Annotated in this window: 18 protein-coding genes; 4 read left to right on the top strand and 14 right to left on the bottom strand. The window is 34.2% G+C overall.

All coding sequences use genetic code 11. The features are described 5' to 3' along the window. Nucleotides 1–67 precede the first annotated feature (67 nt). Entirely contained in the window at nucleotides 68–958 is an 891-nt protein-coding gene (locus tag ATE49_RS05455; RefSeq protein WP_065081330.1) for a helix-turn-helix domain-containing protein, read from the top strand. Nucleotides 959–1002: 44 nt separating this feature from the next. Here the strand turns inward: ATE49_RS05455 and ATE49_RS05460 are convergent, their stop codons facing one another. Next, a complete protein-coding gene (locus ATE49_RS05460) occupies nucleotides 1003–1746 on the bottom strand; it encodes a DUF4241 domain-containing protein (RefSeq protein WP_065081331.1) in 744 nt (247 codons plus the stop codon). Between the two features lie 494 nt (nucleotides 1747–2240). Here ATE49_RS05460 and ATE49_RS05465 point away from each other — a divergent pair, with 494 nt between their 5' ends. Genes ATE49_RS05465 through ATE49_RS05475 form a run of 3 tightly spaced genes read left to right on the top strand, consistent with a single transcriptional unit; the run spans nucleotide 2241 to nucleotide 7924 of the window. Continuing rightward, a complete protein-coding gene (locus tag ATE49_RS05465) occupies nucleotides 2241–3488 on the top strand; it encodes an alkaline phosphatase family protein (protein WP_065081332.1) in 1248 nt (415 codons plus the stop codon). A gap of 24 nt (nucleotides 3489–3512) precedes the next feature. Continuing rightward, the gene (locus tag ATE49_RS05470; RefSeq protein WP_065081333.1) at nucleotides 3513–6452 is read left to right on the top strand and encodes a SusC/RagA family TonB-linked outer membrane protein; all 2940 of its coding nucleotides are present in this window, start codon (nucleotides 3513–3515) and stop codon (nucleotides 6450–6452) included. 17 nt (nucleotides 6453–6469) lie between these two features. Further along, complete coding sequence (locus tag ATE49_RS05475) at nucleotides 6470–7924, top strand: SusD/RagB family nutrient-binding outer membrane lipoprotein (RefSeq protein ID WP_065081334.1); 1455 nt, start codon at nucleotides 6470–6472, stop codon at nucleotides 7922–7924. A 342-nt stretch (nucleotides 7925–8266) separates the two neighbouring features. On the opposite strand, the gene ATE49_RS05480 is transcribed toward ATE49_RS05475, so the two are convergent. From ATE49_RS05480 to ATE49_RS05535, 13 genes are all read right to left on the bottom strand, one after another. Further along, entirely contained in the window at nucleotides 8267–9103 is an 837-nt protein-coding gene (locus ATE49_RS05480; RefSeq protein ID WP_081278413.1) for a GLPGLI family protein, read from the bottom strand. Between the two features lie 397 nt (nucleotides 9104–9500). Then, entirely contained in the window at nucleotides 9501–10445 is a 945-nt protein-coding gene (locus ATE49_RS05485) for an NADP-dependent oxidoreductase (RefSeq protein ID WP_065081335.1), read from the bottom strand. A gap of 42 nt (nucleotides 10446–10487) precedes the next feature. After that, nucleotides 10488–11087, bottom strand: a complete 600-nt coding sequence (locus ATE49_RS05490; protein WP_065081336.1) for a hypothetical protein — start codon at nucleotides 11085–11087, stop codon at nucleotides 10488–10490. A gap of 59 nt (nucleotides 11088–11146) precedes the next feature. Beyond that, nucleotides 11147–12061: a helix-turn-helix transcriptional regulator gene (locus ATE49_RS05495; RefSeq protein WP_065081337.1), complete on the bottom strand. Its 915-nt coding sequence runs from the start codon at nucleotides 12059–12061 to the stop codon at nucleotides 11147–11149. A 352-nt stretch (nucleotides 12062–12413) separates the two neighbouring features. Further along, nucleotides 12414–12722, bottom strand: a complete 309-nt coding sequence (locus ATE49_RS05500; protein ID WP_059343751.1) for a hypothetical protein — start codon at nucleotides 12720–12722, stop codon at nucleotides 12414–12416. A 62-nt stretch (nucleotides 12723–12784) separates the two neighbouring features. Continuing rightward, complete coding sequence (locus tag ATE49_RS05505) at nucleotides 12785–13288, bottom strand: hypothetical protein (RefSeq protein WP_065081338.1); 504 nt, start codon at nucleotides 13286–13288, stop codon at nucleotides 12785–12787. 126 nt (nucleotides 13289–13414) lie between these two features. Beyond that, the gene (locus tag ATE49_RS05510; protein WP_065081339.1) at nucleotides 13415–13756 is read right to left on the bottom strand and encodes a hypothetical protein; all 342 of its coding nucleotides are present in this window, start codon (nucleotides 13754–13756) and stop codon (nucleotides 13415–13417) included. A gap of 135 nt (nucleotides 13757–13891) precedes the next feature. Further along, nucleotides 13892–14026, bottom strand: a complete 135-nt coding sequence (locus tag ATE49_RS20510; RefSeq protein ID WP_255581353.1) for a hypothetical protein — start codon at nucleotides 14024–14026, stop codon at nucleotides 13892–13894. 137 nt (nucleotides 14027–14163) lie between these two features. After that, a complete protein-coding gene (locus tag ATE49_RS05515; protein WP_169817111.1) occupies nucleotides 14164–14577 on the bottom strand; it encodes a hypothetical protein in 414 nt (137 codons plus the stop codon). Nucleotides 14578–14753: 176 nt separating this feature from the next. Continuing rightward, nucleotides 14754–15185 (bottom strand): hypothetical protein, encoded by a 432-nt coding sequence (locus tag ATE49_RS20115; RefSeq protein ID WP_143349693.1) that lies wholly within the window; start codon nucleotides 15183–15185, stop codon nucleotides 14754–14756. Between the two features lie 256 nt (nucleotides 15186–15441). Beyond that, nucleotides 15442–15777 (bottom strand): hypothetical protein, encoded by a 336-nt coding sequence (locus ATE49_RS05525; RefSeq protein ID WP_065081342.1) that lies wholly within the window; start codon nucleotides 15775–15777, stop codon nucleotides 15442–15444. 8 nt (nucleotides 15778–15785) lie between these two features. Beyond that, nucleotides 15786–19406, bottom strand: coding sequence for a DUF6443 domain-containing protein (locus ATE49_RS05530; protein ID WP_260255580.1), 3621 nt, complete (start codon nucleotides 19404–19406; stop codon nucleotides 15786–15788). A 461-nt stretch (nucleotides 19407–19867) separates the two neighbouring features. Next, nucleotides 19868–23425 carry a DUF5977 domain-containing protein gene (locus ATE49_RS05535; protein WP_065081343.1) on the bottom strand — a complete coding sequence of 1186 codons (3558 nt, stop codon included), beginning with the start codon at nucleotides 23423–23425 and terminating at the stop codon, nucleotides 19868–19870. Nucleotides 23426–23605: the final 180 nt, after the last annotated feature.

The following is a 23605-nucleotide window of genomic DNA, read 5'->3' on the forward strand; positions in this document are numbered from 1 at the left end:
AATAATGCAGGGAATATGTTCTCTGCATTATTTTTGTATAATCCATAAATGAATATTCATAAAATAAATGGAAGTATTATCTAGTTTTCAGTATAAAAAGCAGTTTCTTCCGAATATTACGGAAAAGATTCTGGAAAATAATGCTGATATACAGCTTTACAGAATTGAAGACTATCTGAAAGGAATTCTCATGCCGGTTATACCTTACCGCACGACATTCAATTTTATGATATTCGTTACCAATGGCCGCATCAAACAATATCTGGATACAACAGAATATGTGGCAGAAAAAGGAGAGGTAATCTTTATAAAGCAGGGAACTATTACCGCGACTATAGAGCTTTCTGATGACATCGAAGGTTTTTTTCTGGCTTATGAAAACAGTATTCTGTCCGAGCAGGAACTGCCCAAACATAAGACCAGTATATTCTTCATGACACCATTTCTGCATCTGGATAATCTTACTTATACCACGATTACTCAGCTTTTGGTTATTCTGGAGCAGGAACTTCTGCTTAATAATCTGGACGTAAATGATGTTACCATAACTATGCTTCATCTTATTCTGGTAAAGATGCTAAGCTCAGATTCCGGCAGCCACCATAAAATGGCAACAAGACCCATGGAGTTATCACTTCAGTTCCGGGATTTATTATTCAAGCATCATATTACTGAAAAGCGTGTTGTATTTTACGCTAATAAACTTTCTGTTACCGAAAACTATCTGAATAAATGCATTAAAAGCGTTACCCGAAAGTCACCGAAACAATGGATTAATGAAATTGATATTAATTACGGAAAAGCATTACTATATTCTACAAGGGACATTGCAGAAATAGCCTATGAACTTAATTTTCAGACAGCCTCACATTTTACTCAGCTTTTTAAAAGAATTACAGGAATTACGCCTAAAGAATACAGAACAATGTTTCTGAAGGACAGAGCTGCTGTAGATTGATTTTAAAATTCGGTATGGGCTAATCTGAAAATTATAAATGACCTTCATTCATCTTCATCACCGAATGCCATTTCGATAGCGATATACTGAACAACCAACTCGCAGATATTTTTATTTTCATCATAACCAAAATATGCAGGATAAACACCATCTCCGAAGCCTGTTTGTATCATAGGGATATTAAGATCTGTCCCGGGAATATTGAAATTAATCCAGTCACCATCTGTTCTTTGGAATTCAGGATTCTTTTCATAGCTTTTCTTAAATTCTTGTGCGAAGAAATTATCGTAGATATTACCTTCAGGATTTTCTTTCTCCCATTGATCCACAAAGTTGCAATAAAGATCTCTGGTCTGGGTATCCACAATTGTAGCAAGGCCGGCATCTACATTGAAACCAAAATATTCTCCTGAATTAAGGCTGTTCATGTCTTCATTACCGATCAAAGCTTCTGTATAAGAAACGGCTTTGTTTTCTGTAAATTTTACCCGTGTAGCAACATATCTGTGATGTCCTTCGTCTACTTCAACCACCAAAGTAGTTAAAGGAAATGTTCCTGTTGGTACTTTAATGAAGTACGGAAGTTCTTCCTGATGCAGGTATACCAAAGGATCTCTTACCATAATATTGCCGGTAGGAATAACTATTTTTCCCATATCTAAACGATATAGCTTTTTATTACTGATTTCATCCTGAGTGAAATATTCATTGAAGTCACTAACAGGAGATAATAATATTTTTTTTTCGTCGTAATTATATAGCCATTCCTGAGTTGGTGTAAAATTCATGTGATTTGTTTGTATTGTTATTTTAATATTTCTCTTGTTAAATATATAGAATTAATGTAGTGTCATGGAAATTATTATGTTAATATTTCATTAATCTTTTGTGGATATTTCAAAGATAATTATAAATATATATTTTATTAAAATAGATATAAATTTTGTTTTTATTTTTTTATAAAATATAATTTTCAGATATTATCCTCTACATAGATACTACATCTGTGAAAATATAAAAATACAGAAATGTTCGTAAAGCCTTATACGATTAATTATCATTCTACACATGTATTACTTATTCGGGAAATACATGTTTTACAATTTTTATTGGATTGACATTTATTACTTTAGCAAGGATTGAAAAAAATATTAAATCTTGAAAAGAATGATTTATTAATATCGTTTTAACCATAATTAATACACTTTGTTTAATTTGTTAAAATTTTATTAAAACCAGATATCTTTTTTTTGTTGAATTTTGACAGAATAAAAAACATACCATGAATCTCCTGAAAAGCTGTTTACTTATTCTAATTTCTTTTTTTAGCTGTAGTGTTTCCGCACAGAAAAAAGTACCGCAAAAAAAAGTTGTTTTTATTATTGTAGATGGTATTGCAGATGATATGCTGGATAAATCGGAGACTCCAAACCTCAACAGAATTAAAAAAGACGGTGCTATGCTGAAAGCCTATGTAGGAGGAGAAAAAGGAGGCTATAGTGAAACGCCTACTATTTCTGCAGTAGGATACAATAGTTTGCTAACGGGTACATGGGTAAATAAACATAATGTTTACGATAATGATATTAAAGCTCCTAACTATAATTATCCAACCATCTTCAGGCTTTTCAGAAATCAGTTTCCAAATAAAAAGATGGCAGTATTCTCTACGTGGGAAGATAACCGGACAAAGCTTATAGGTGAAAATCTGGATGCTACTGGCAAAATAAAAATGGATTTTGCTTTTGATGGTCTGGAAAAAGACACCAGCCGTTTTCCACACGATAATCAAGCTAAATATATTCGTAAAATTGATAGTCTTGTTGCCGGAAAGGCTGCCAGCTATATCAGAGAGAATGCTCCGGATATTTCATGGGTTTATTTAGAGTTTTCCGATGACATGGGGCATCGCCATGGTGATGGTGATATTCTGTATAAAGCGATTTCTTTTGAGGACAGATTAATCGGACAGATTTATGATTCTGTAAAAGAACGTGAAGCAAAGTACGGAGAGGATTGGTTATTTGTGGTAACAACGGATCACGGCAGAACTGCTAATAATGGAAAAGGGCATGGAGGTCAAAGTGACAGGGAACGCAGTACATGGATTGCCATTAATAAACCCAACATTAATACTTATGCGAAAAACAATCGTGTAGCGATTACGGATATATTACCGACCATGACAGATTTTCTGAATCTGAAAGTGCCTGCAGAAATACAATACGAAATTGATGGAGTAGACCTGCTTAAAAAGATAACAGCTTATCATCTTAAAGCTACATTATCATCTGATAATATATTGAATGTTACCTGGGAAACTACAGATTCTTCCAATGAAGCTGCCGAAATTTATATCACATATACCAATAATTTCAAAAACGGAGGTAAAGACTCCTATCAGTTACTAGGAAAAGTAAACCTCAGCAGCGGTAAGTTTGCTTCTAAACTCAAGACTGCTAATTCCAATATTTATAAAATAGTTCTGAAGACCAAAGCTGGTTTTCTGAATACATGGATCAGAAAATAAAACACACTAAATAAGAATCTATTCATGAAATTACAACTTTTAATTGCGCTGGGGCTGGTCTCCGGTCTGGAAGCGTATGCTCAAAATGTACCCAGGACAAATGGTACGGACACCCTGAAAACAGGGGAGAAAAAAATTGATGAGGTTGTTATTACAGCTTTGGGAATCAAGAAAGAAAAGAAAGCATTAGGGTATGCTGTTCAGGAAGTGAAGGGGGATGTCTTTGAAAAGGCAAAAGAACCGAATTTTATCAATTCGCTTTCCGGCCGTGTTGCCGGACTGAACATCCGAAACAGTACCGATCTTTTCCAAAATCCGGGGATTAATCTGAGAGGAACAACACCATTGATTGTAATAGATGGGATACCGGACAGAACCGCCGATTTATGGCGAGTTAATGCTGATGATATCGATAATATCAGTGTGCTGAAGGGGCCAACTGCTTCTGCGCTTTACGGTTCTGTGGGTAAGGACGGAGCGATTATGATTACCACTAAAAAGGGCAAGAAAGGAAAACTAACGGTTTCTTTTAATAACTCTACCATGTTTCAGACCTCCTTTATCCGTATTCCTGAAGTTCAGACGACTTATGGTGGTGGGAATAATGGAAAATATGCTTATATTAATGGTCAGGGATCTGGTAGCGAAGGCGGCGGATGGATCTGGGGACCTAAGCTGGATCAGAGAGATCCGAATACTCCCAGTGGATATTTCGAAACACCTCAGTATAACAGCACTGTAGATCCGGTTACCGGAAAACTGATTCCGCTACCCTGGATTTCCCGCGGCAAAAACAATATTAAAAATTTCTTTGAAACAGGCCTTATTCAGTCCAATAATGTAAGTGTAGACTGGGGTAATGAGAAGGCAACTTTCAGGCTTTCACTTTCCAATATTTACCAAAAGGGTATTGTTCCGAATACAAATCTGAAAACAACATCTATCAGTTTAGCAGGATCTGTAAACCCAGTTAAAAACCTGACAATCAACACAGCTTTAACTTATAATAAAACATATACTTCCAATTTTCCGGAAGTAGGATATGGGCCTACCAACTATCTGTATAATCTTGTTTTGTGGACAGGGGCAGATGTGGATGTAAGGGATCTGAGGAATTATTGGGTTCCGGGCAAAGAAGGTTACCAGCAAAGACATTACAATGTATCTTATTACAATAACCCGTATTTCCAGGCTTATGAATATCAAAGGCCTTACTACAAGGATAATGTTATGGGGAATGTAAACCTGGAATATCAGATTGTTCCAAAATTAACAGCCAAGGCACGTGTCGGAATTAATGTATATAGCCTGAACCGCGAGTACCGTGAGCCTAAGAGTTATATCGGTTATGGAAATAAGTCATTAGGAAACTACAGTCAGGTGAGTAATAATTACTTTGACATCACTTCAGAATTAGGTCTGAAATATCAGAACAACTATTCGGATAATTTTACATTGAGCGCAGAAGGTTATGTAGCAAACTATTACAGAGAAATGAAAAATAGTGAAATACGGACTGATGGTTTGGTGACTCCGGGTTGGTATAATCTTTTTAATAGTATTGGACCATTATTTATTCCAACAGATGGAGATGGAAATAGGAATAGAAAAGAATATGAACAAATTAACAGTGTATACGGTTATGTAGATATGGAGTTTTACAAAACATTCTTCCTGAATATGACAGCACGTTATGATAAAATATCGACCCTGCCAAAAGGGAATAATGAGTATTTCTACCCATCGGTTTCCGGATCATTATTGCTGAATCAATTGTTTAATCTTCCATCGTGGATTAATCTGGCAAAAGTGCGGGGATCTTATGCAAGTGTAACATCCGGAAAAATTGGGAATGATCCTTATGGTTATATTTCTGCTTTTGAAAAAAAGGTGGGATGGAATGGACAACCAGCATTTGCTTTTGGAAATATACTAATTGATCAGAATATAAAACCACAAACAACAGATTCCTGGGAAATAGGTACAAATCTAATATTCCTGAAAAACAGAATCAATTTAGATGTTGCTTATTTCAATGCCAGAGATTACAATCAATTAGAACAAGTTCCATTATCTGAAGGATCAGGGTATAAATATTTCCAAACGAACGGGAATGTTTATAAAAGAAAAGGTATAGAATTTACGCTGAGTGCAGATATCATTAAAAAGGCAGATTTCAGATGGAGTACCCAAGTTAATTTTAGTCAGTACAGACGATATTTAACAGAAATTTATATGGGAAAAGACAGGACTAACGAATATGTTCGTGGAGGTGAGCGTACAGACAAGTTGATGACTAGTGGTTATGAAACATCACCAGACGGAAAATTGGTATTGCAAAATGGTTATCCCGTGAATAATACTTCTCCTATTCCAATTTTTATGGGGTATTCCAATCCGGATTGGACCTATGGCTTCTCTCATAATTTCAGTTATAAAAACTTCTCACTTTCTTTATTATTTGACGGTAGAATTGGTGGGATGATGTATTCTACAACTAACCAGAAAATGTGGTGGGGTGGTATTGCGCCGGGAACAGTTAATCAGTTCCGGGATGATGCCAATGCCGGGAAAAATACCTATATCGCACCGGGGGTGAAAGTTGTAAGTGGTTCTATTACCTATGACGAAAATGGTAATGTAGTATCGGATACCCGAAAATTTGCACCAAATGATGTAGCGGTAAATTACAATGCTTATATGCAAACTACAAGTAATGCATTTGAAAGCAATTATCACTATTATAAACAAACGTTTATTAAGCTGAGAGAGGTAACATTGACTTATAACTTCGGGAAATCTTTTGTGGAAAAACTGAACTTGTCTGCAGCAAGTATTTCCTTAATAGGAAGGAATCTTTGGTTAGCGTCAAAAATTAAGAATATCGATCCGGATTCAGGTGTGGATAACCTTCAGACGCCAGCAACGAGAAGCTTTGGGGTAAACATCAATGTGAAATTCTAATTAAAAACACAACAGAAATGAAATTAACTAAAATATACTCTTTAACATTAATCACAGTATTAGGTTTGTCGGGCTGTAGTAAAGTCGAAGATTATCAGGATGATCCTAATCGTGTCGTACGTGTAAGTCCGGATTTCCTGTTGCCTGATATCGAGGTGAATGCATTTAAAAATATTGATGCAGGTGCAGCATTAGCATCCAGACAACTGGCTTATATAAATGGCGTTAATGCTCAGCAATATTATAACTGGCAACGCGGATCATTTAGCAATTATGACAATATCAAGCAGGTAGAAAAAATGGTACAGGAGGCTGACAGAACGGGTAATCCGATTTATAAGTCTTTGGCTCGCTTTTTTAGATCTTACTTTTTTATCTCACTTACCGAAACTTATGGTGATATTCCGTATAGTGAAGCAGTAAAAGATGGTGTTTTTGCTCCTAAATATGATGATCAGAAAAGTGTTTACAAAGGAGTGCTTAATGAATTGGCTTTAGCCAATACAGAGCTTTCTAAGTTCAATACAAATATTAGCGGTGATATTATTTATAATGGTAATCTGCTTAAATGGAGAAAACTGATTAATTCCTACAGGTTAAGAATCCTAATGGATTTATCTAAAAGAGCTGATGATTCGGATCTGAATATAAAACAGACTTTCGCTGATATTGTGAATAATCCGTCTCAGAACCCTATTATGGAAGGAAGTGCGGATAGTGGTGCTTTGCCGTTTTATAATCTGGTGAATAATCGTTATCCTTATTTCAATAGCAATGATCTGAAAACAGCCTATTATATGGAGGGAAGTTTTGTGAAGAAACTCAAAGATACAAATGATCCAAGGTTATTTAAAATGGCCGAGAAGAAAACGAGTAGTGTAGACACAGAGCCTAGTAACCCTTTTAGTTATTATGATGGCCTTTATGGTAGCGGTGATTTAGGGGAAAACTCTAAAAGGGCATCTGATGGTCTGGCATCGAGAATTAACCCAAGATATTTTGATGATCCTATTAATGAACCAACTTTGTTGATGGGATATGCAGAATTGCAGTTTATTTTGGCGGAGGCTGCTGTAAGAGGCTGGATTGGTGGAAATGCAAACGCTTACTATACAAAAGGGATTAGTGCTTCTATGGATTTCTATAAAATTGGAAGTGCAGATGCAGCTGCCTATTTAGCACAATCTACTATAGCACTGAAACCTAACAGTGAAATAGAGCAGATTATGGATCAGAAGCATACCGCTTTGTTTTTTAATACCGGATGGAGAATTTTCTATGACCAGAGAAGAACAGGGTTTCCTAAGTTTAATACTGATGGGAAGGGTATTCTGAATGGTGGTAAAATTCCTAAAAGATGGATGTATCCTTCTACAGAAATTACTAACAATAATACAAATCTTACCAATGCTGTTAACAGGCAATATCCTGCTGGTGATAATATTAATGGTGTTATGTGGCTGATTAAGTAGTATAGATTTTAATAAAATATACAAGCCTGAATATTATATTCAGGCTTGATTTTTTTTAATTTAAAACGTTCTTTCTTTTTGCTCTAAAAATGAATTTTAACTAAAGTGTTTAAAAACTCAGAGCCTATTTGGATTTTAATTCAAGAAAGCATTAGGCTCCGATAGATTAGCTCGTCAGGCTTAATATGAACTAAACTCACTATATACTTAGATCAGCCTGAGATCATTCAACATGAAAATGTTTTGGGAGAACAATGTCACTCTGAGCTTGTCGAAGAGTATTAACTATAAAATATAAACAGGTTCTTAGAATAAATAGTTGCAAATAATAATAAAACCTGATTAATTAGGGTAATGTATTGCTTTGTTTAGCTCAGCAGGATTGTTGTATTTCTTAATAAGCTCCTGCATGTTCTTTGTCTGTGTGTTCAGTTCATCCAGATTTTGTATTTCTTTTCCGTTGATATTAATCTTCCAGTCACCATTTGTTTTTGCAAAATTATTTCTTTCATAGGCAAAAGGGTCATTGTAGTATTCCATAAATAATTTTTGTTTTTGTTGCTCGGTAATCGGTACGGCTTTACTTCCGAAAAATGATTCAACAAAATCCTGAGTAGGGTAGGTTTCTTTCAGATTCTGGCTTTTTACTAAAGTGTATATAAAGTTTTGTTTGTCATCCTGGATTTCAAAAATTAATCCCGGTAAGCCTCGAAATTTAAATGGACCTTCATTAAACGGGATATCCTTACAGAACCAGGCGGTCCAGTTTCTGCCGCCAAATCCGGTAGTCGCTTTTTGTAGTGTGTAATTCTGAACTTTTTTAGTTTCGTTAGAAATTTTCCAGTCTACTTTATCGTTTGTTTTATAAGTGTAGTAGCCAAATTTAATTGTGGTAAAGTTTTCGTTTTCAAAAGAGTTAATCTTACGTTTTACAATTTGCCCGGACATATCGACAAATTTATTATCACTTCCCGTTTTTTTGTTAATGGAGTCTGTTCTCAGCAAATCTCTTCCGTAAAATTTCACTTCTTTAGGATTGATATCCAGAACCATGTTGAGTTTTGCTCGGTCTGTTTCTGTAGAATCATATTTGAATTGTAACTCGTATATGTACCGATGTGTTTGTGATTTAGCAAATATTGTAATAAATAAAATTGCTAAAAAAATAGTGTTTTTCATACGATATGTAGCATTGGTGTTGATTAAAAATATTATAAATCATTATGATTCATCTTTATTTACTAAATTATGAAAAATGCTAATATGAAAAAGAATCGTATTAAATAAATAATACGATTCCCAAAAACACACTTGATGAAATGATTATTCATTATTATGAATAACCGATATATAAAAATATATCATTGTAAATTTATAAAAAAATAATGATCTTAACTAATATTTTATGTGTGAAAAAAATCATTATAATGCTAAATAATCTGTTTTTTTACTTTTTTACTTTCTGGTCTCTAATTTCGTGCTGTTCATAAAGCTTGAAATCAGTTTGTTATATTTTTCACTGTTAAACGTACATAGAGAACAAAAAGTATTTCAGTAAAGTAAATTAGATCAATTCTTAAATACGAATCACAATCTTCCCGACTGTTGTTCCACTTTCTATCTGCTGATGGGCTTCCTTTATTTCACTCAGCGCATATGTTTTATAGATATGTGGATTTATAATTTCTCTTTCCAGTAAGCCGGCAATATGCTGCATGTCTTCTCCGCTGGAATATACTTTCATGTAAAAACTGGCATGAAGGTGCTTGGCACGTGCTGCTATTTCATCATCCGCTTTGTATCCTGAAGGAAGTCCAATAATAGTTCCAAACGGCTTCAATACCTGTATAGATTTCGCAAAATTTTCCCCGCTAATAGCATCCAGTACAAAATCCAGATCATTTAAAACCTCCTCAAATTTTACCGATTTGTAGTCTATATGCTCATCTGCTCCTAATCCAAGTACAAAATCTTTATTTTTAGCCGATGAGGTTCCGATAACATAAGCGCCCAGATGCTTGGCTATTTGTACAGCAAAGTGGCCAACGCCTCCGGAAGCTGCATGAATCAATGTTTTGTCATTTGGGCGAAGCTTGCCATAACTGTTAAATGCCTGCCATGCGGTTAGCGCAGCAAGAGTACTGGCTGCTGCCTCTTCATGGGATATGTTTTGTGGTTTTTTTGCGAGATGTGCGGCAGGTGCAGCAACATATTCTGCATACGCCCTACCATGTCCGGTAAAATTAACCATTCCGAAAACCTCATCTCCAATTTGAAATTGCTCAACCTTTGCGCCGACGGCTTCTACGATTCCGGATATATCCCAGCCTAAAATAATGGGATCATAAGCCAGTAACTCGGGAGCCCAGCCTATACCTTTGCGGATTTTATAATCCACAGGATTGATGCTGATGGCTTTGGTCCTGATCAGTACTTCATCCTCTCCAATCGTGGGGATGGGAATATCTTTGATTTCCAGTTGATCGATATCACCAAAAGCTTTTAGTACAACGGCTTTCATTCGTTGGTTAAATTTATAATGATTGATAAATTAAGTAGAAAACTATTTGTTTTTCAGGTTTACCTGCGGGATATTGAATGCTGCAACGGCATTCAAACTTGTCTGAATGTTGGATTTAAGATCTGTCAGAAATTTTTCAATATCCGGAGCATATCCTCTTTCACTAAGCCCGAACAACACAACACCTGGATTACCAGAGCTATCTGTAATACTGCGGTAACGGTAGATATTGCGCTCGATAATGGCAACACTGCCTTTGTTATCATTAGCGCTTAGTAAAAAGTCTAAAATAATCTCGCCATTGTTTTCATACATCTGGAACTGAACGATAGGATTGGTTTCCTTTAGCTTTTTCAGTTCATTCAGTTTTATACCAGCGATGTCTTTTACAGCGTAACTGCCGGCGATATAATCTATCATCAGCATTCTTTTGTATTTATCTGTCTGTTCTCCGGGAGTCAGATATTCCTGTTTGTAGTAATTGGTATTCGGATGGGAAGACCAGTTGAGGCGCCATGAGGCATTGTCGAACTGTACAGGCCCGGGAATGCTCAGAAAGTCTGTCGCTTTTTGCTGTCCTTTTACAGACATGCTGAAGAGTATGGCGATCAGTGCCGGAACAATGAGTTTAAATAATTTCATACTAATTGTGTGAGTGGTGTTTTACAAAAATATCGAATTATTATCATCAAACGGTTATTTTATTCATAATTTTTTAAAGCATTTTTCAGATGTGCTGTAATCTGTTCTGAGAGGCATACAGGCTCCAATATTACGGCTTCCTGACCAAAAGATAAAACTTCCTGCATAAAATCGTAAGTAGGATGCAGGAAAAACTCGAACCAGATATGTTGTGGTGTTTCTCTGAAACTCTTTTGTGAAGTATGCAGCGGAAAACTGCGGATGTATTCACCCTGATGGCGGGAACATTTCAGTACAATGCGTTCTGGTTTTTGTTCTGCAAGATTCATCACGCCAAAAGCATTCTGAAAATGTTCTTTAAAATTCAGATTGTACTTTTCACGAAACTTTCCGTTGCTTACTTCCAGATAATTGATTCTATCCAATCCAAAAGATTTCAAGGCTTTATCCTTTGTATCTACGGCAATCAGGTACCATCTGTTTTTAGATTCTTTCAGGGCTAAAGGCTGTACTTTGCGGGAAGTCATCAGTCGGGTCTGATAGCTGAAATGTTCGAATGTGACCACTCTTTTATTACGAATGGCAAAAAACAGATCATAGAAATGCTCGAGTCCGGTAGGTTTGCGGGTTTCGAAGAATACAAAAGAAGAGAAATCCGGATGAAGATTCAAGGCATTGCTGATCTGAAAAGATTCCAGAAGTTTTTGGTTGTACTCGTCGATCTCCATTACCGGTCGACTCTCAATGTAATAACGGTTGTCGCCTTTCTTTTTGTTGTGGATATTAAGGTTGAAAAGGCTGGCGATTTCTTTAATATCCCTTTGCAGGGTCCGGATAGAGTAACCAGTGATCTTGGCATCCTGAAATTCGAAGGAGCCCAACAGGTACTCTTCCAGTTGTGCATAAGTTGCAGGAGAGCTTTCTAATCTCTTAATAATAAGAGCATAGCGGGTAAGATAGAAATCTTTTTTCATGGGGTTATGTTTGTTTTATGGTCACTCTCAACCTCCATGATCACTGAAATCAAGCAGGTTTCGGAGTCATTAATTTTATAGATCAAAGATAAAAGAGTAGAGCGACAAGATATGTCGTTCTATATTTTGTGGATAACTTTTTTGGAAAAAAGAGGTTTATTTTAACCTGGATTTAAACTCGGAAAATTAATCATTTTGATTATTTTTTCTTTTAGAAAAGCTATGCTAGTATAAACGTTTTGCCCGCATCAATTTAATGTATCATGTATAATAAAACAAGCTGCCTGAAAAGGCGGCTTGATAAGTATTTTGTTAGTCACGAGCTAGAGGCTTGTGCTAGCAAGGGACTTTTTTAATTGAAAAAATTAACTATACCATAAATTTCATTAAATGAGGAATTTGTGTATATTATTAAGTTTATATTAGATCCTTCTATAGATGTGGATTGTATTTTGGTTTCACATGTATTTCTTATGGTGTTTAATGTTTCCTCAAGGCCTTTTATAGGTCTATTTATCTCTATAGAGATTTCATAACGTACTTGAAATATATCTAAAAAATATTCTCTATCCATAACAAATGAATTAATTTCTACTATATCAGGAATGAATATATCATTGTAGTATTTATTTATTATTTCTTGTAATTTCCTTCTTTCCATTGTTTTAGATTTTAGTCATAAGCCAGAGGCTTACGTTAGCGGAAACGTGATCCGTACATTTTTTACTTGATATCTTGTTTTATGAAGTAAATTTCTGCTCTGGCTCTATCTTTTGTCTTCTTACCATTGACAATTCTAAATAAAAGTGGGCTTTTCATCATCATTGTACTGTCTCCAATTTTAAAAATATAATAAGTAGTGCTAAGTGTATCCAGATTTTTAAATGTATAGGTTCCAATTGTATTATACTTATTGGCTATAATCACATCTTCATGATTGAACACTCCTTGTTCATTAACAGTTACATTTTCATTGACTTTAATTTTGCTTGATGTATCTCGGATATGATCATAGTAAATAATATTTGTTAGCTTCCATTTACCAAAAGCTTTTTCCTGTCGTTCTTTTGATAGATTTGCTCCTTGATTTAATGCTATATATTTTATAGAATTAGTGTTTTTGTTATTTTTATTATGCTCATTTTTTTTGCAAGAGTATAATATTAGAACAGTAAAAAGGCTAAATACTATTTTGTTGTTGAATTGATTTAATATCGAGTGCTTCATATTTTTTTGCTCATACTTAGTAAATATAATCTTTTAATAAATAAGCTGCCTGAAAAGGCAGCTTATTCGAATATTCTATGTTAAAAGCTAGATATCCATACTTGGCGAGGTATCTACTTTAGGTCTCTATATTAAAATATCATTTGAATTAATAATATATTTCCATTCTATATCTGAATTTATCTGATAATTATGATTATTAAACTCTTCATATGTTATGTCATAACTATCAGAATCACTGAATAAAAATGTGAATTTTTTGGAATTTATTTTACTCTGAAATAATTCAACACTAAACAAAAAAGGTGCAATCCATTGTTGAGTAGTATCAATTTCACCCAGTATCATGATCCCCTGGATTGTGAGTCTTTCATTTTGTGTATTGATGCTCATTATAAGACTGTCATCAATCCATTTATTCATATTACTCCATTCTTCATAATTTGCTTTCAGAATTGATTCAAGCAACCCTGCCAGTAAAAATGAAGAGTCCCCTAATGTATCATTATAATATTTTGATAATGAATTTTTAAATTCAATATTATTTAATAGTTAATTCATGAGTTAACATTTCCAGAATTTCTTGTGATGATTTCATTCTTTTTATTGGTCTAAATATTTTTCTAATGATTTAATTAAATCTTGTTCAGCACCTTGCCTTTGACCATGACCTCTATCTCTTCCCATTTTTGACGTTACTTCTATTCTTCTCCTCGCTGGTGCGAGTGTCTCGCTCATATCAATGTAAATATACTATGTTTAGTAAAACAAGCTGCCTGAAAAGGCAGCTTGTTGAGATATTTTATTAGTTGTAAACTAGAGGCTCACATGGGCAATTTAGCTTTAGACTTATATTTATCCAGGGATGTTAGATACTAATTTTTTCTTATCTCATATAATAAATATAAGGATAGAATAAAATTACCTATAATAAATATAATAATAGCATAAAAAAATATACTTCCCTTTTTATTTACTCTTTCTGGTAATTGATCAAATTTTTTAATATAATCTTTCCATATACCATTATTATCAAAGGTAAAATAACTAAGTAAAAGGACTAAAATACCTAATATGATAAAATGTACTTTTTTTACTATGAAATTTTCATCAATTAAAATTGCGTAGTAATTAAAAAGAGAAGCTACAAACCATACTTCAAGTGCGATCATAGCAAGGCTTGCTTTAAAATCTGTTAAAAAAGCTCCGCCAGATATTGTGGAAGTATAATCTATTAACTTATACATTTTGTAAAAAAAATAATAATAAGCGCGTTTTATGTATGTCATAATTACAATTGTATTGTCGGGTTACTAATATATAACCCCGCCGATGAGAGAGTCTCGCTCGTATCAATGTAAATATACTATGTTTAATAAAACAAGCTGCCTGAAAAGGCAGCTTGATAAGTATTTTTGTATTAGCCACGAGCTAGAAGCTCGTGCTAGCGGGAGGATAGCTTTTATTATTCGTTAATAGCTTTGTTTTTGTAAGAAAAAATTAAAATATTCAGCATTACAAGACTTACTAAAAATAAAATTGATGATTTTGCATAAATATCTATTTGGATAATTTCTCTAAATAGAATCATGTTTTTAAACCAAATAACAAATAAAATCATTGAAGAATACAAAATATATTTTGATTTTTTAATGAATATTGTAAATATGAATAGCAATATGGATAATATTATTTCCAGGTATAATATGAAAAAATTACTTTGGTACTCCGCACTTAGATTTATATACTTCCAGTTTGATGGATTAAACAGTTGCATCAATGTGTCTAAATCTACTATAGGATGTGGTGACGAAAAATTATAGGCGATTTTTACACTTAAAAAGCCGTAAATAGCCAATAGAGATAAGCCAATAAGTATGATCTTTTTATTTTTCATAATCTAATTTTTTCTGTTAATTAACTACCCGTTCCGGTACCTCCATTTTGTTGTCCAGTTCTAACGTTTGGTTGAACTTGAAAATTATTCCAATTTACCTTTTTAAACCAATCGATTGGATTAATCCCCCGCTGGTGCGAGCGTTTCGCTCGTACTAATGTAAATATAATATGTATAATAAAATAAGCTGCCTGAAAAGGCAGCTTGATAAGTATTTTTGTATTTGTCACGAGCCGGAGGCTCGCGCTGGTGGGGGTTAAGTATTATTAATGAGTTCTTTTATTTCATCACAAATAATAATAACCTCATGCCATTTTTCATTAGTCTTGACCAAATCTACTTTCCATAAGTTTAATTCTTGTAATCTCAATACTTTTTCTCTTAACAAAATACATTTATCTCGTATTTCAATAGTAATAAGTTTAGAATCTAATAATTTTTTTAATGAATCTTCATGTAAGAACGAAATAACTTCAATGTCAAATTCCTCAAAAATTTCATATTCTATTTCATCCTTACTTAAATTAAAAATAAATGAGCCACAATGTGATAGGGTATCCAAGAATAAATCATATAATTTTTTTGTATCCATAATTAATATTATTTGTAAATAATTGTTGCTTTATCTCCTGCTCTATGGAGATAAGTAGAAGGATTTACTATTTTTGTTTTTCCTAATTCTCCTGAAGAAAATCCCCAGTATTCTGCCCCTCCGTGGGCCGAGCTACTTTGGTTGTAAAAAATAGATTTATCTCCATTTGTGAACTTCCATCCCATCCCATTACTTCCATAACTTCCAGATGTCCACCCTTCACCCAAATGTGCTGCCATTTGCTCTTGGGAAGTTCCCCATAAAGCTTTCGCATTATTAACGATGCCTGCAAATCCTTTACTTGTAGGATTGGCTATTTGCACCCCTAAACTTCCTAAGGCATCACCACTTGTAGAGCCTGTTAAAGACCAAGACAATTTAGCAGCTAAGCCTATTTTTGCCAAGGCAAACTCCGTTGTAATTCCCGAAACACTTCCTTGTAGCCCATATAACCCCGCAACAGCTAAACGTCCTGATGGGTTTCCCATAGCAACTTCTGGTGTATTAGATCCAGATGCTTCTTTTAGCATTGGAGTATTTGAGTCTCCAAAAGCTAGCGTACTCATTAATGGGCCATTTTGCCCTGCCTGAATTAAAGGATCTAAATTGGTAGCTAACCCCCCTAATATTGCATTGTTTTTAAAGTTGCCATCCGAATTTAAAACTGTTGTAGATCCTCCTTCTGCTGTATATTCTCCAGATTTCCCTAGATATGTTTCATTTTTTCCAGCTGTTGCTTGACTTGTGGCATCATTATTCCAATAAACACTATTGTTTTTATAATTATAAACCCAATCTTTAGTTTCTCTACCATCCGGATCAATAAACCTAATTGGATTATTGAATGCATAATTATACGGGCTGTGTCTTGTCATTTTCTCCGCCAATGGATCCACCACTCCCCAACGTCCTAATTCCGGCATATACATTCTGGCCCCATAATCATACATTCCTGTTTCCTGTAATTCCTTACCATTGTATTTGTACTGATAAGCATTATTGGCTAAAGAAGTAGAGTTGTATCCCTGATGTTTTAATCCAAACGGGTAGTAGTTATTTTCTTCAATGATCTCTGCTCCGCCAGAAGCACCTTTTGTGTAGCTTAGTCTTACATTTCCAAGGTGGTCTGTGTAATTGTAAATATACTTATTTTTGGTAAGATCATAATAACCTTCCGAAGTCGGTACAAATTGTAATACTCCATTTTCATATTGGAATCCATCCAGATAATCTGTTGTTTTACCTCCAAATACCTTTTTTACTTTAGAACCATCTGCGCGGTATACATAATCTGTATTCCCAATGGAAGCTGTAATACTGCTTGGCAGGTTCAGGTAATTGTAAGCTATATTCGAAATTCCTTTATCCAGATGATTCACCATATTGCCATTGATGTCATAAACAATTGTGTTTCCACCTACCGGATAACCCGCTGCATTTCCTGAAGCATCGTTCACCCGGATCAGTTTATTACTATTTCCGGATTGATCGTAGGTATAATTCAGCTGATCCATTAATCCGGCACCCTGACCGGTTCTTTGCAATCCGGTGATATTCCCGTTCAGATCATAATTTAATTTCTCCGCATAAGATCCACTAGCAGCTCCGGCATTATCCCAATAACTGCCTTCTTTTAATCGGTTTACCCCATCATATTGGTAACTATAGCGTCTTAGTGTTCCGTCACTTTGTGTTGCCCAATCGGTTTCCGCAATATTGCCATTGTACTTTTTAGAAGTTCCGGAAGGATTAATATACTTTAGTTCAAACCCGAAAAGCTTATTCAGCAAATTCTTTGGGTTATTCATTTTGGTTAAAGCTCCACGAATGTTGTATTCGTTTTTGATGGACTGAATACCATTTCCAATATTTCGGGCTTCCAACTGCCCAAGTTCATTGTAAATATTCTCAGTCAAAACTTCCACAGGACCACTATTCACCTGATGGGTATGTTTTACCAGGCGATTCTGATGGTCATAAGAAAAATCTTCTTTCATCACCATTTCCCCGGATGAAGCATCTCTTTTATGATAGGTTGTTGTACTGGTAGGTACTCCTGAGAAAGCTAATACAGAACTTGTTCTGGTATAACCGCCAAGATGGTTCTGAGATTCTGTGGCTACAGGTCTGGCTTTATCATCATACCAGGTATAGGATTTTGTCCAGCCATTATCCTCAATATTCTTGACCATAGAAGCGACCGGAAGTCCTTTGGTACTTCTTCCATTCACCGGAACAGAACCCAGAACCGAAGCACCATTAAACACTGCCGGACTTCCCGGTGGATACTCATCATAATAGTTAACGGTTAACAGAGTAAAGTTACTAACAGGGTAGGCTGAACTGCTGTAATAAACAGTTGCTCCATTCTGTGCAAAACCGGAAGTACTTCTTTCTTCGTTATTAACACCAAAATGAACCATATTGCTTTGTTGAGCATCTCTTCCCGGAGCACTATCCAGTAATCCTGTATAAGCGACTCTTCCGAATTTATCATACTTGGTAAAGAGCCATTTATTCTGCTGGCGGAGTTTTCCATCCTGAGTTAATACCAGTCTGTCCTGCTTATCATAAACCATATACTCCCAGTCTTTTCCCGGAAGCTTCTTTTCCACGAGTCTGTTCTGACCATCATAACGGTACTGATAAGCCAGCTCATTAAGGAGTGTAGCATCAATACCTTTGTCAATAGCGAGAGGTGGAATAACAAAAGCGAGTTGATCATACTCATTGTACACATAGTAAGTATCCATATCATGAGAGCCATCATTCTTCCGAACCAGAACAGTCTGTCCCTGTCCGTTTTTAAATTCTATTGTTGAATTTCCATCTTCATCGGTAACGACATTCTTGTATAAGCTATTGGCTCCGTAGGTACCACTTAAACCCAAAACAGAAACTGTTGCATTATTACTCCAGGAAGTACTGGTGGTATAACGGTAGACTTCACCATCAGCATTGGCCTGATATTGAAACTGTATCTTTTTACCATCCCAGTCAGAACCGGGAGCAGCCTGAGCAAGGATTCTATCCAAAGGAGAGTTTTCGAGTATTTTTTCTCCATAAGCCAATGGATCTGTAGATCCGTCAGCTTTCTTGTAATAACCAGAAGCAGCGGTCTGAACTCCGGATTGTATATTTCCGTTTTTCGAACCCATCGGAACCGGAAGCCACGACTGTACCTGACGGCCGAAGCTGTCATATGGAATCTCGGTTGCTAAGTCATTACCTAGAGGTGTAGACTTAATAGAAAGCTCCTGCTTGGGTCTGCCAAGTCCGTCGAAATAGGAGATACTCTGCTGCTGAGGGGCGGCAGGATCTGAGGAAGAACGTGGTGCCAGATAAGTACGCGAGTAGATGTAATTCTCATTCACCGATATGGAAGCTGTCGGATTAGGAGAATTATAATTTGGCGTAGGGTTGGGGTTGGAGGAAGCTCCCAGAGAAGCCCTGAAGCTATTGACGGCAGGTGAAGCGGCATTGAACCCTGGCAGGAGCCTGATGCTGTAAGGATCGGAAACAGACTTGTTTTGTTCTGTTACCGGATTGGTGAGAATAATCTGGGCATGGGATGAAAGAGTCCCTGCCATGAGAATTCCCATGGTATAAAAATGTTTGAACTTAAACATAACGATTTGGGTTTTAAAGATTAATAATTACTTTTTGCGATTTTTTGTGTTTTTGTTTTTCAGTGATTTAGTTATAAAGTTGACAGGTTGTAAGGATTTAAGTTATATGGTTTGGTGGTTATCAGTTATCAGTTATCAGTTATCAACCATCAACCATCAACCATCAACCATCAACCATCAACCATCAACCGATAACCAATAACCTTTACAGAACAAATGTCCTGATTGGTGACGCCAAAACTTGACGCATTAAAAAAGAGTTTTAGCTTTTTTGTGTTTTTTTGAAAGGGTAGTAATAAGAACTACCAAAGGTTCAGCTATAAGGCTATAGGGGTTGGCTTCTAACTTCCAACCTCTAGTTTCTAACTTCTAATTAAAGAGAGGGCAGGTGATGAAAGCACCAACCTGCTTTTTTCTCTCTTAACTTCAGTATTTCGTACTTCTAAATTCTAACTTCGTACTTAATTTTTATCATATTCGAAATTCAAGGAAATAACCTCTCCATTGGATATACTACCACTACTAAGTTGTATACTAATATTTCCTCCTTGATTTATTGATACATTCCAGCTCTTTCCTCCTGAAGATATATTAAAAGACTTAACGGTTTTTGGGGTGCAAGAATTGCTAAGAGTTCCTATTATAAATCCATTGGACCAGCTATTACCAGAGTTACTAATATTATTAATTGGAAAACTTAGTATGGCTTTAATATGGTTAAATGTAACTTCTTCAAAAGATGAATAATAAATAGGATTGATATAAGTAGGTGAGACTGTGCAGTATCTATTATTACATAAAGCATATATATTAGCAGTTTTTTGTCCATTATTATTAATGTCATTTTGGGCTTTTTGATCAGCATCGTATTTACTTATAATGGAACTGTATGTATTAGCAGGGATTTTGTAGTTATAAGAACCTGGAGTCGCTTCTGGTGGACAGTTATTACGAGTAAATGTTTGATCTTTTGCTTCGTTATAAAAGGTTGTGGTTAACTCATTTTTATAATGATAATTATATTCTTTTAATATGTTTTTATTGATATCCTGTATATGTTCCAACCTATTAGCAGAGTCATATTTATAAGTTTCTTTAATTCCTGTAGGAGAAGTTATAGTAGTAGTTCCAACTAATGGGTTATGAGTATAAGTAGTAATTTGATAATTGGTTAATGCAAAATTATTTCTAAAATTATCTAAACTACTAATTAATAATTGTTCTGATACTTCTGTTTCTTGTAAATTATCAGTATTTGAAGCTGTAATAATATTTGTAGCAGATGAATAAACTTGACTATAAGTTGCCCCTTCAATTCTAGCAATTGGAAGAGATTGATTATACCCCCAAATAATACTAGTTGGCTTCCCTTTTTCGGAATATTGTAATATGTTTCCTTTATTATCATATAAGTCATAAGTCACTTTTATTTCTGCGGTATCATTAGGATCTTGTATATCAAAGCTTATAATTGATTTTGGTAATGGTAGCCCTGAGCTATTAACATCTGCATCGATCTGGTTAATGGGGTATACTACTTCGGATTTGGAAGTTATTTTAGCTATTGTATTTTCTGTTTTGATATTTGTTGATTGTAAGGGTGTACTTATTATATTTTTATTAATAAGATATTGATTGTTTCTTTCACGAGCATATTGGTATTGTGTCTCTAAGATCTTCTCATTAGGAAAAAAGATTTTTTTTGTATATAAATTTCCATTGTCATGATAAGAATACTTCTCAATGGTATTTAAAACCTTACTATCAAAATAATCATATTTGTTTGATTCATTAATTAATAATCTTTCAATTGGGATGTTATGAATGGCTCCAAATGAATAAACGGGACTTCTGTAGTGAAAAGTAATTATAGGATTCATTAATATATTGTTCACATTTTGTACACCATAGTTATTAATTTTAGTACTCAGTAATTTATTATTTGAATCATATATACTTTCTTTGAGTAAATGACCTCTTAAGTTTTGCCTTGAGAATGCATTTCTTGAGTACATTTTTACAGAAGAGACTAATTCGTTAAGATTTTCTATATTATTATCATATCTATATTTTGGATATACATCTTCATAATCAGAAAATGTTGAATAGCTACGTTCTATACTACCTTTATTGTTTTCTTCTATTGTTACTTTTGAATAGTTAATAAAACTTCCTTCAGCATTAAGTTTTGATCCGTTTGTATAATTTGTTGTACTATTTTCTAAGGGAGTAAAATAATTTACTAATCCATAAGATTTACCAGTAGAGATGTCGCTGTACTTAAATGAATTCTCTTTATACACAGTTCCATTTTCAGAAATATATTTCATCCTTTTAATTCTTGCTGATCCTAGAATATAATTCTCATTCAAGTAATTGAAGTCGTCATTTTCATAATCTAGAATAAGCCCTCCTCCAGTCGGATAGATAACTTTAGTCAATAAGCCTATCAAAGAAGCTTTACTTGCTGATTTATCTATGGAACCCTCTGTTTTGTAATTATCTATATTTTTTAACTTAAAAGGCAGAATGTGATCTCTGGTCAAATTAGGATAATAATATAATTTATTTTTAGGGTAAAAATCAGGGTTTAAGCTATTAGATTCGGTAGTAGGGAAGTTTGTTCTTGTTGAACCGTTTTGATTAAAATAACCTAAGAAATCTGTTTCTGAACTATTTCTTGATGGAAATATATTTGAAATATAATCATTACCATATTCAAAATCATAAGTTCCAATACTGGAGTCGACAATCTTGGTAAGCTTTAATCTTAAATTATTATAATTATCTAGTATATTGGAATTTGAAGTAAAATAATCATAATAGAAGTTAATTGTTTTTATAATTTTCCCAGAAGTATTTTTAATTTCTATTTTGTCTAGGGAGTCTCCATCATAGTCTTTACGAGGTATATTGTAATAAAAAATAATACTGCCTTGTTCAAATTTTATTTTTTTTAACCTTTTAGGATGGATTTGTCCTGTATTATTAATTTTATTCCAATTAAATCCGTTAGGATTATTTATTGCATAAGGATCATAGTTGTTTTCAAATCTGTAATAGGAATCTCCTAAAGAAACTGTTCCCAATGTATTTGGGAAAAAGACTCCATAATAATGAGTGAAATTAATATCCTGCTGTATATAGTTTATTTTGTAATCCTCATACTCATATTCTATTTCATTTTTTTTTGGTGAAATAATTTTTTCTAATTGTAATGTTGAAATTTTAGGATATTGCATGAGTTGTGCAATAATATCTTCAGGTCTACTAGGAAGAGGTGTGATTGACGTATAAGTAGCCGATGGATTTCCAAAGGAATAATTGAAGCCTTTGTCACTAGTAATATTAAACTTTGTATAGTCAGTGATTTTTCGTGGATTATTAGTTATGATTTGTGTATACTCAAGGTCTCCTCTTTCGGAATTTACAATATAATTTTTCCCATCTAAAAAAGTAGCTTTATATGTTTTAGGGTCACTAGGACCGGGCCCATTACTATGCCTGGTTTCTAACATGAAAAACTTTGTATTTAGTTGTGGTGCATTAACAATGTATTCATCCGGCATATCTCCAACTATTTCTGGGAAAAATATTTGATTACTTTGATGATATCCTGTTACTATATATTCTCCTGTTGAAGGCACAATAGAAGCATAAAAATCATGTAAATCATTAATTTTAAAAAATATATTGCCTCCACCGATTAAATTCCAACCTAATCCTGTATTTGGTGCAGTTTGATCAATTGGACTCCCTTTTGTATTATATTTTAGGGTAATAGGTATATCCATTTCATCTAATTTTATATTGTATATAGGAATTGAAATGTCAGTTGCTCCAATTGCATCAACTTGGGGTAAGGTACTTAAATTCATTAAAGATGAAACTTCTGGAGTAGCAACATTAAATGTTTGGTAATTATTGCCATTTAAAATTTGAGACTTTAATAGGTTCTTATATTGAAAAACTAATAATATAAGAAGAAATGTTTTTTTTAGTACTATTTTAGTATTCATCGTATTATACTTATTTAGTAATGTTATTAATAATTGATTGAATCTGTTTTTGGAGTATCGCCTAAGGCGATCTGCTTTTGTAGTTTTTTAGTGGTTTCATAATATTTTACTTTTTAGTGTTTTTCTTTCTGGAACAAAGATCATAGCCCGTGGCGACAGAACTTGACGCATTATATTTTT

This window comes from Elizabethkingia miricola, assembly GCF_001675285.1.
Classification (GTDB): domain Bacteria; phylum Bacteroidota; class Bacteroidia; order Flavobacteriales; family Weeksellaceae; genus Elizabethkingia; species Elizabethkingia miricola.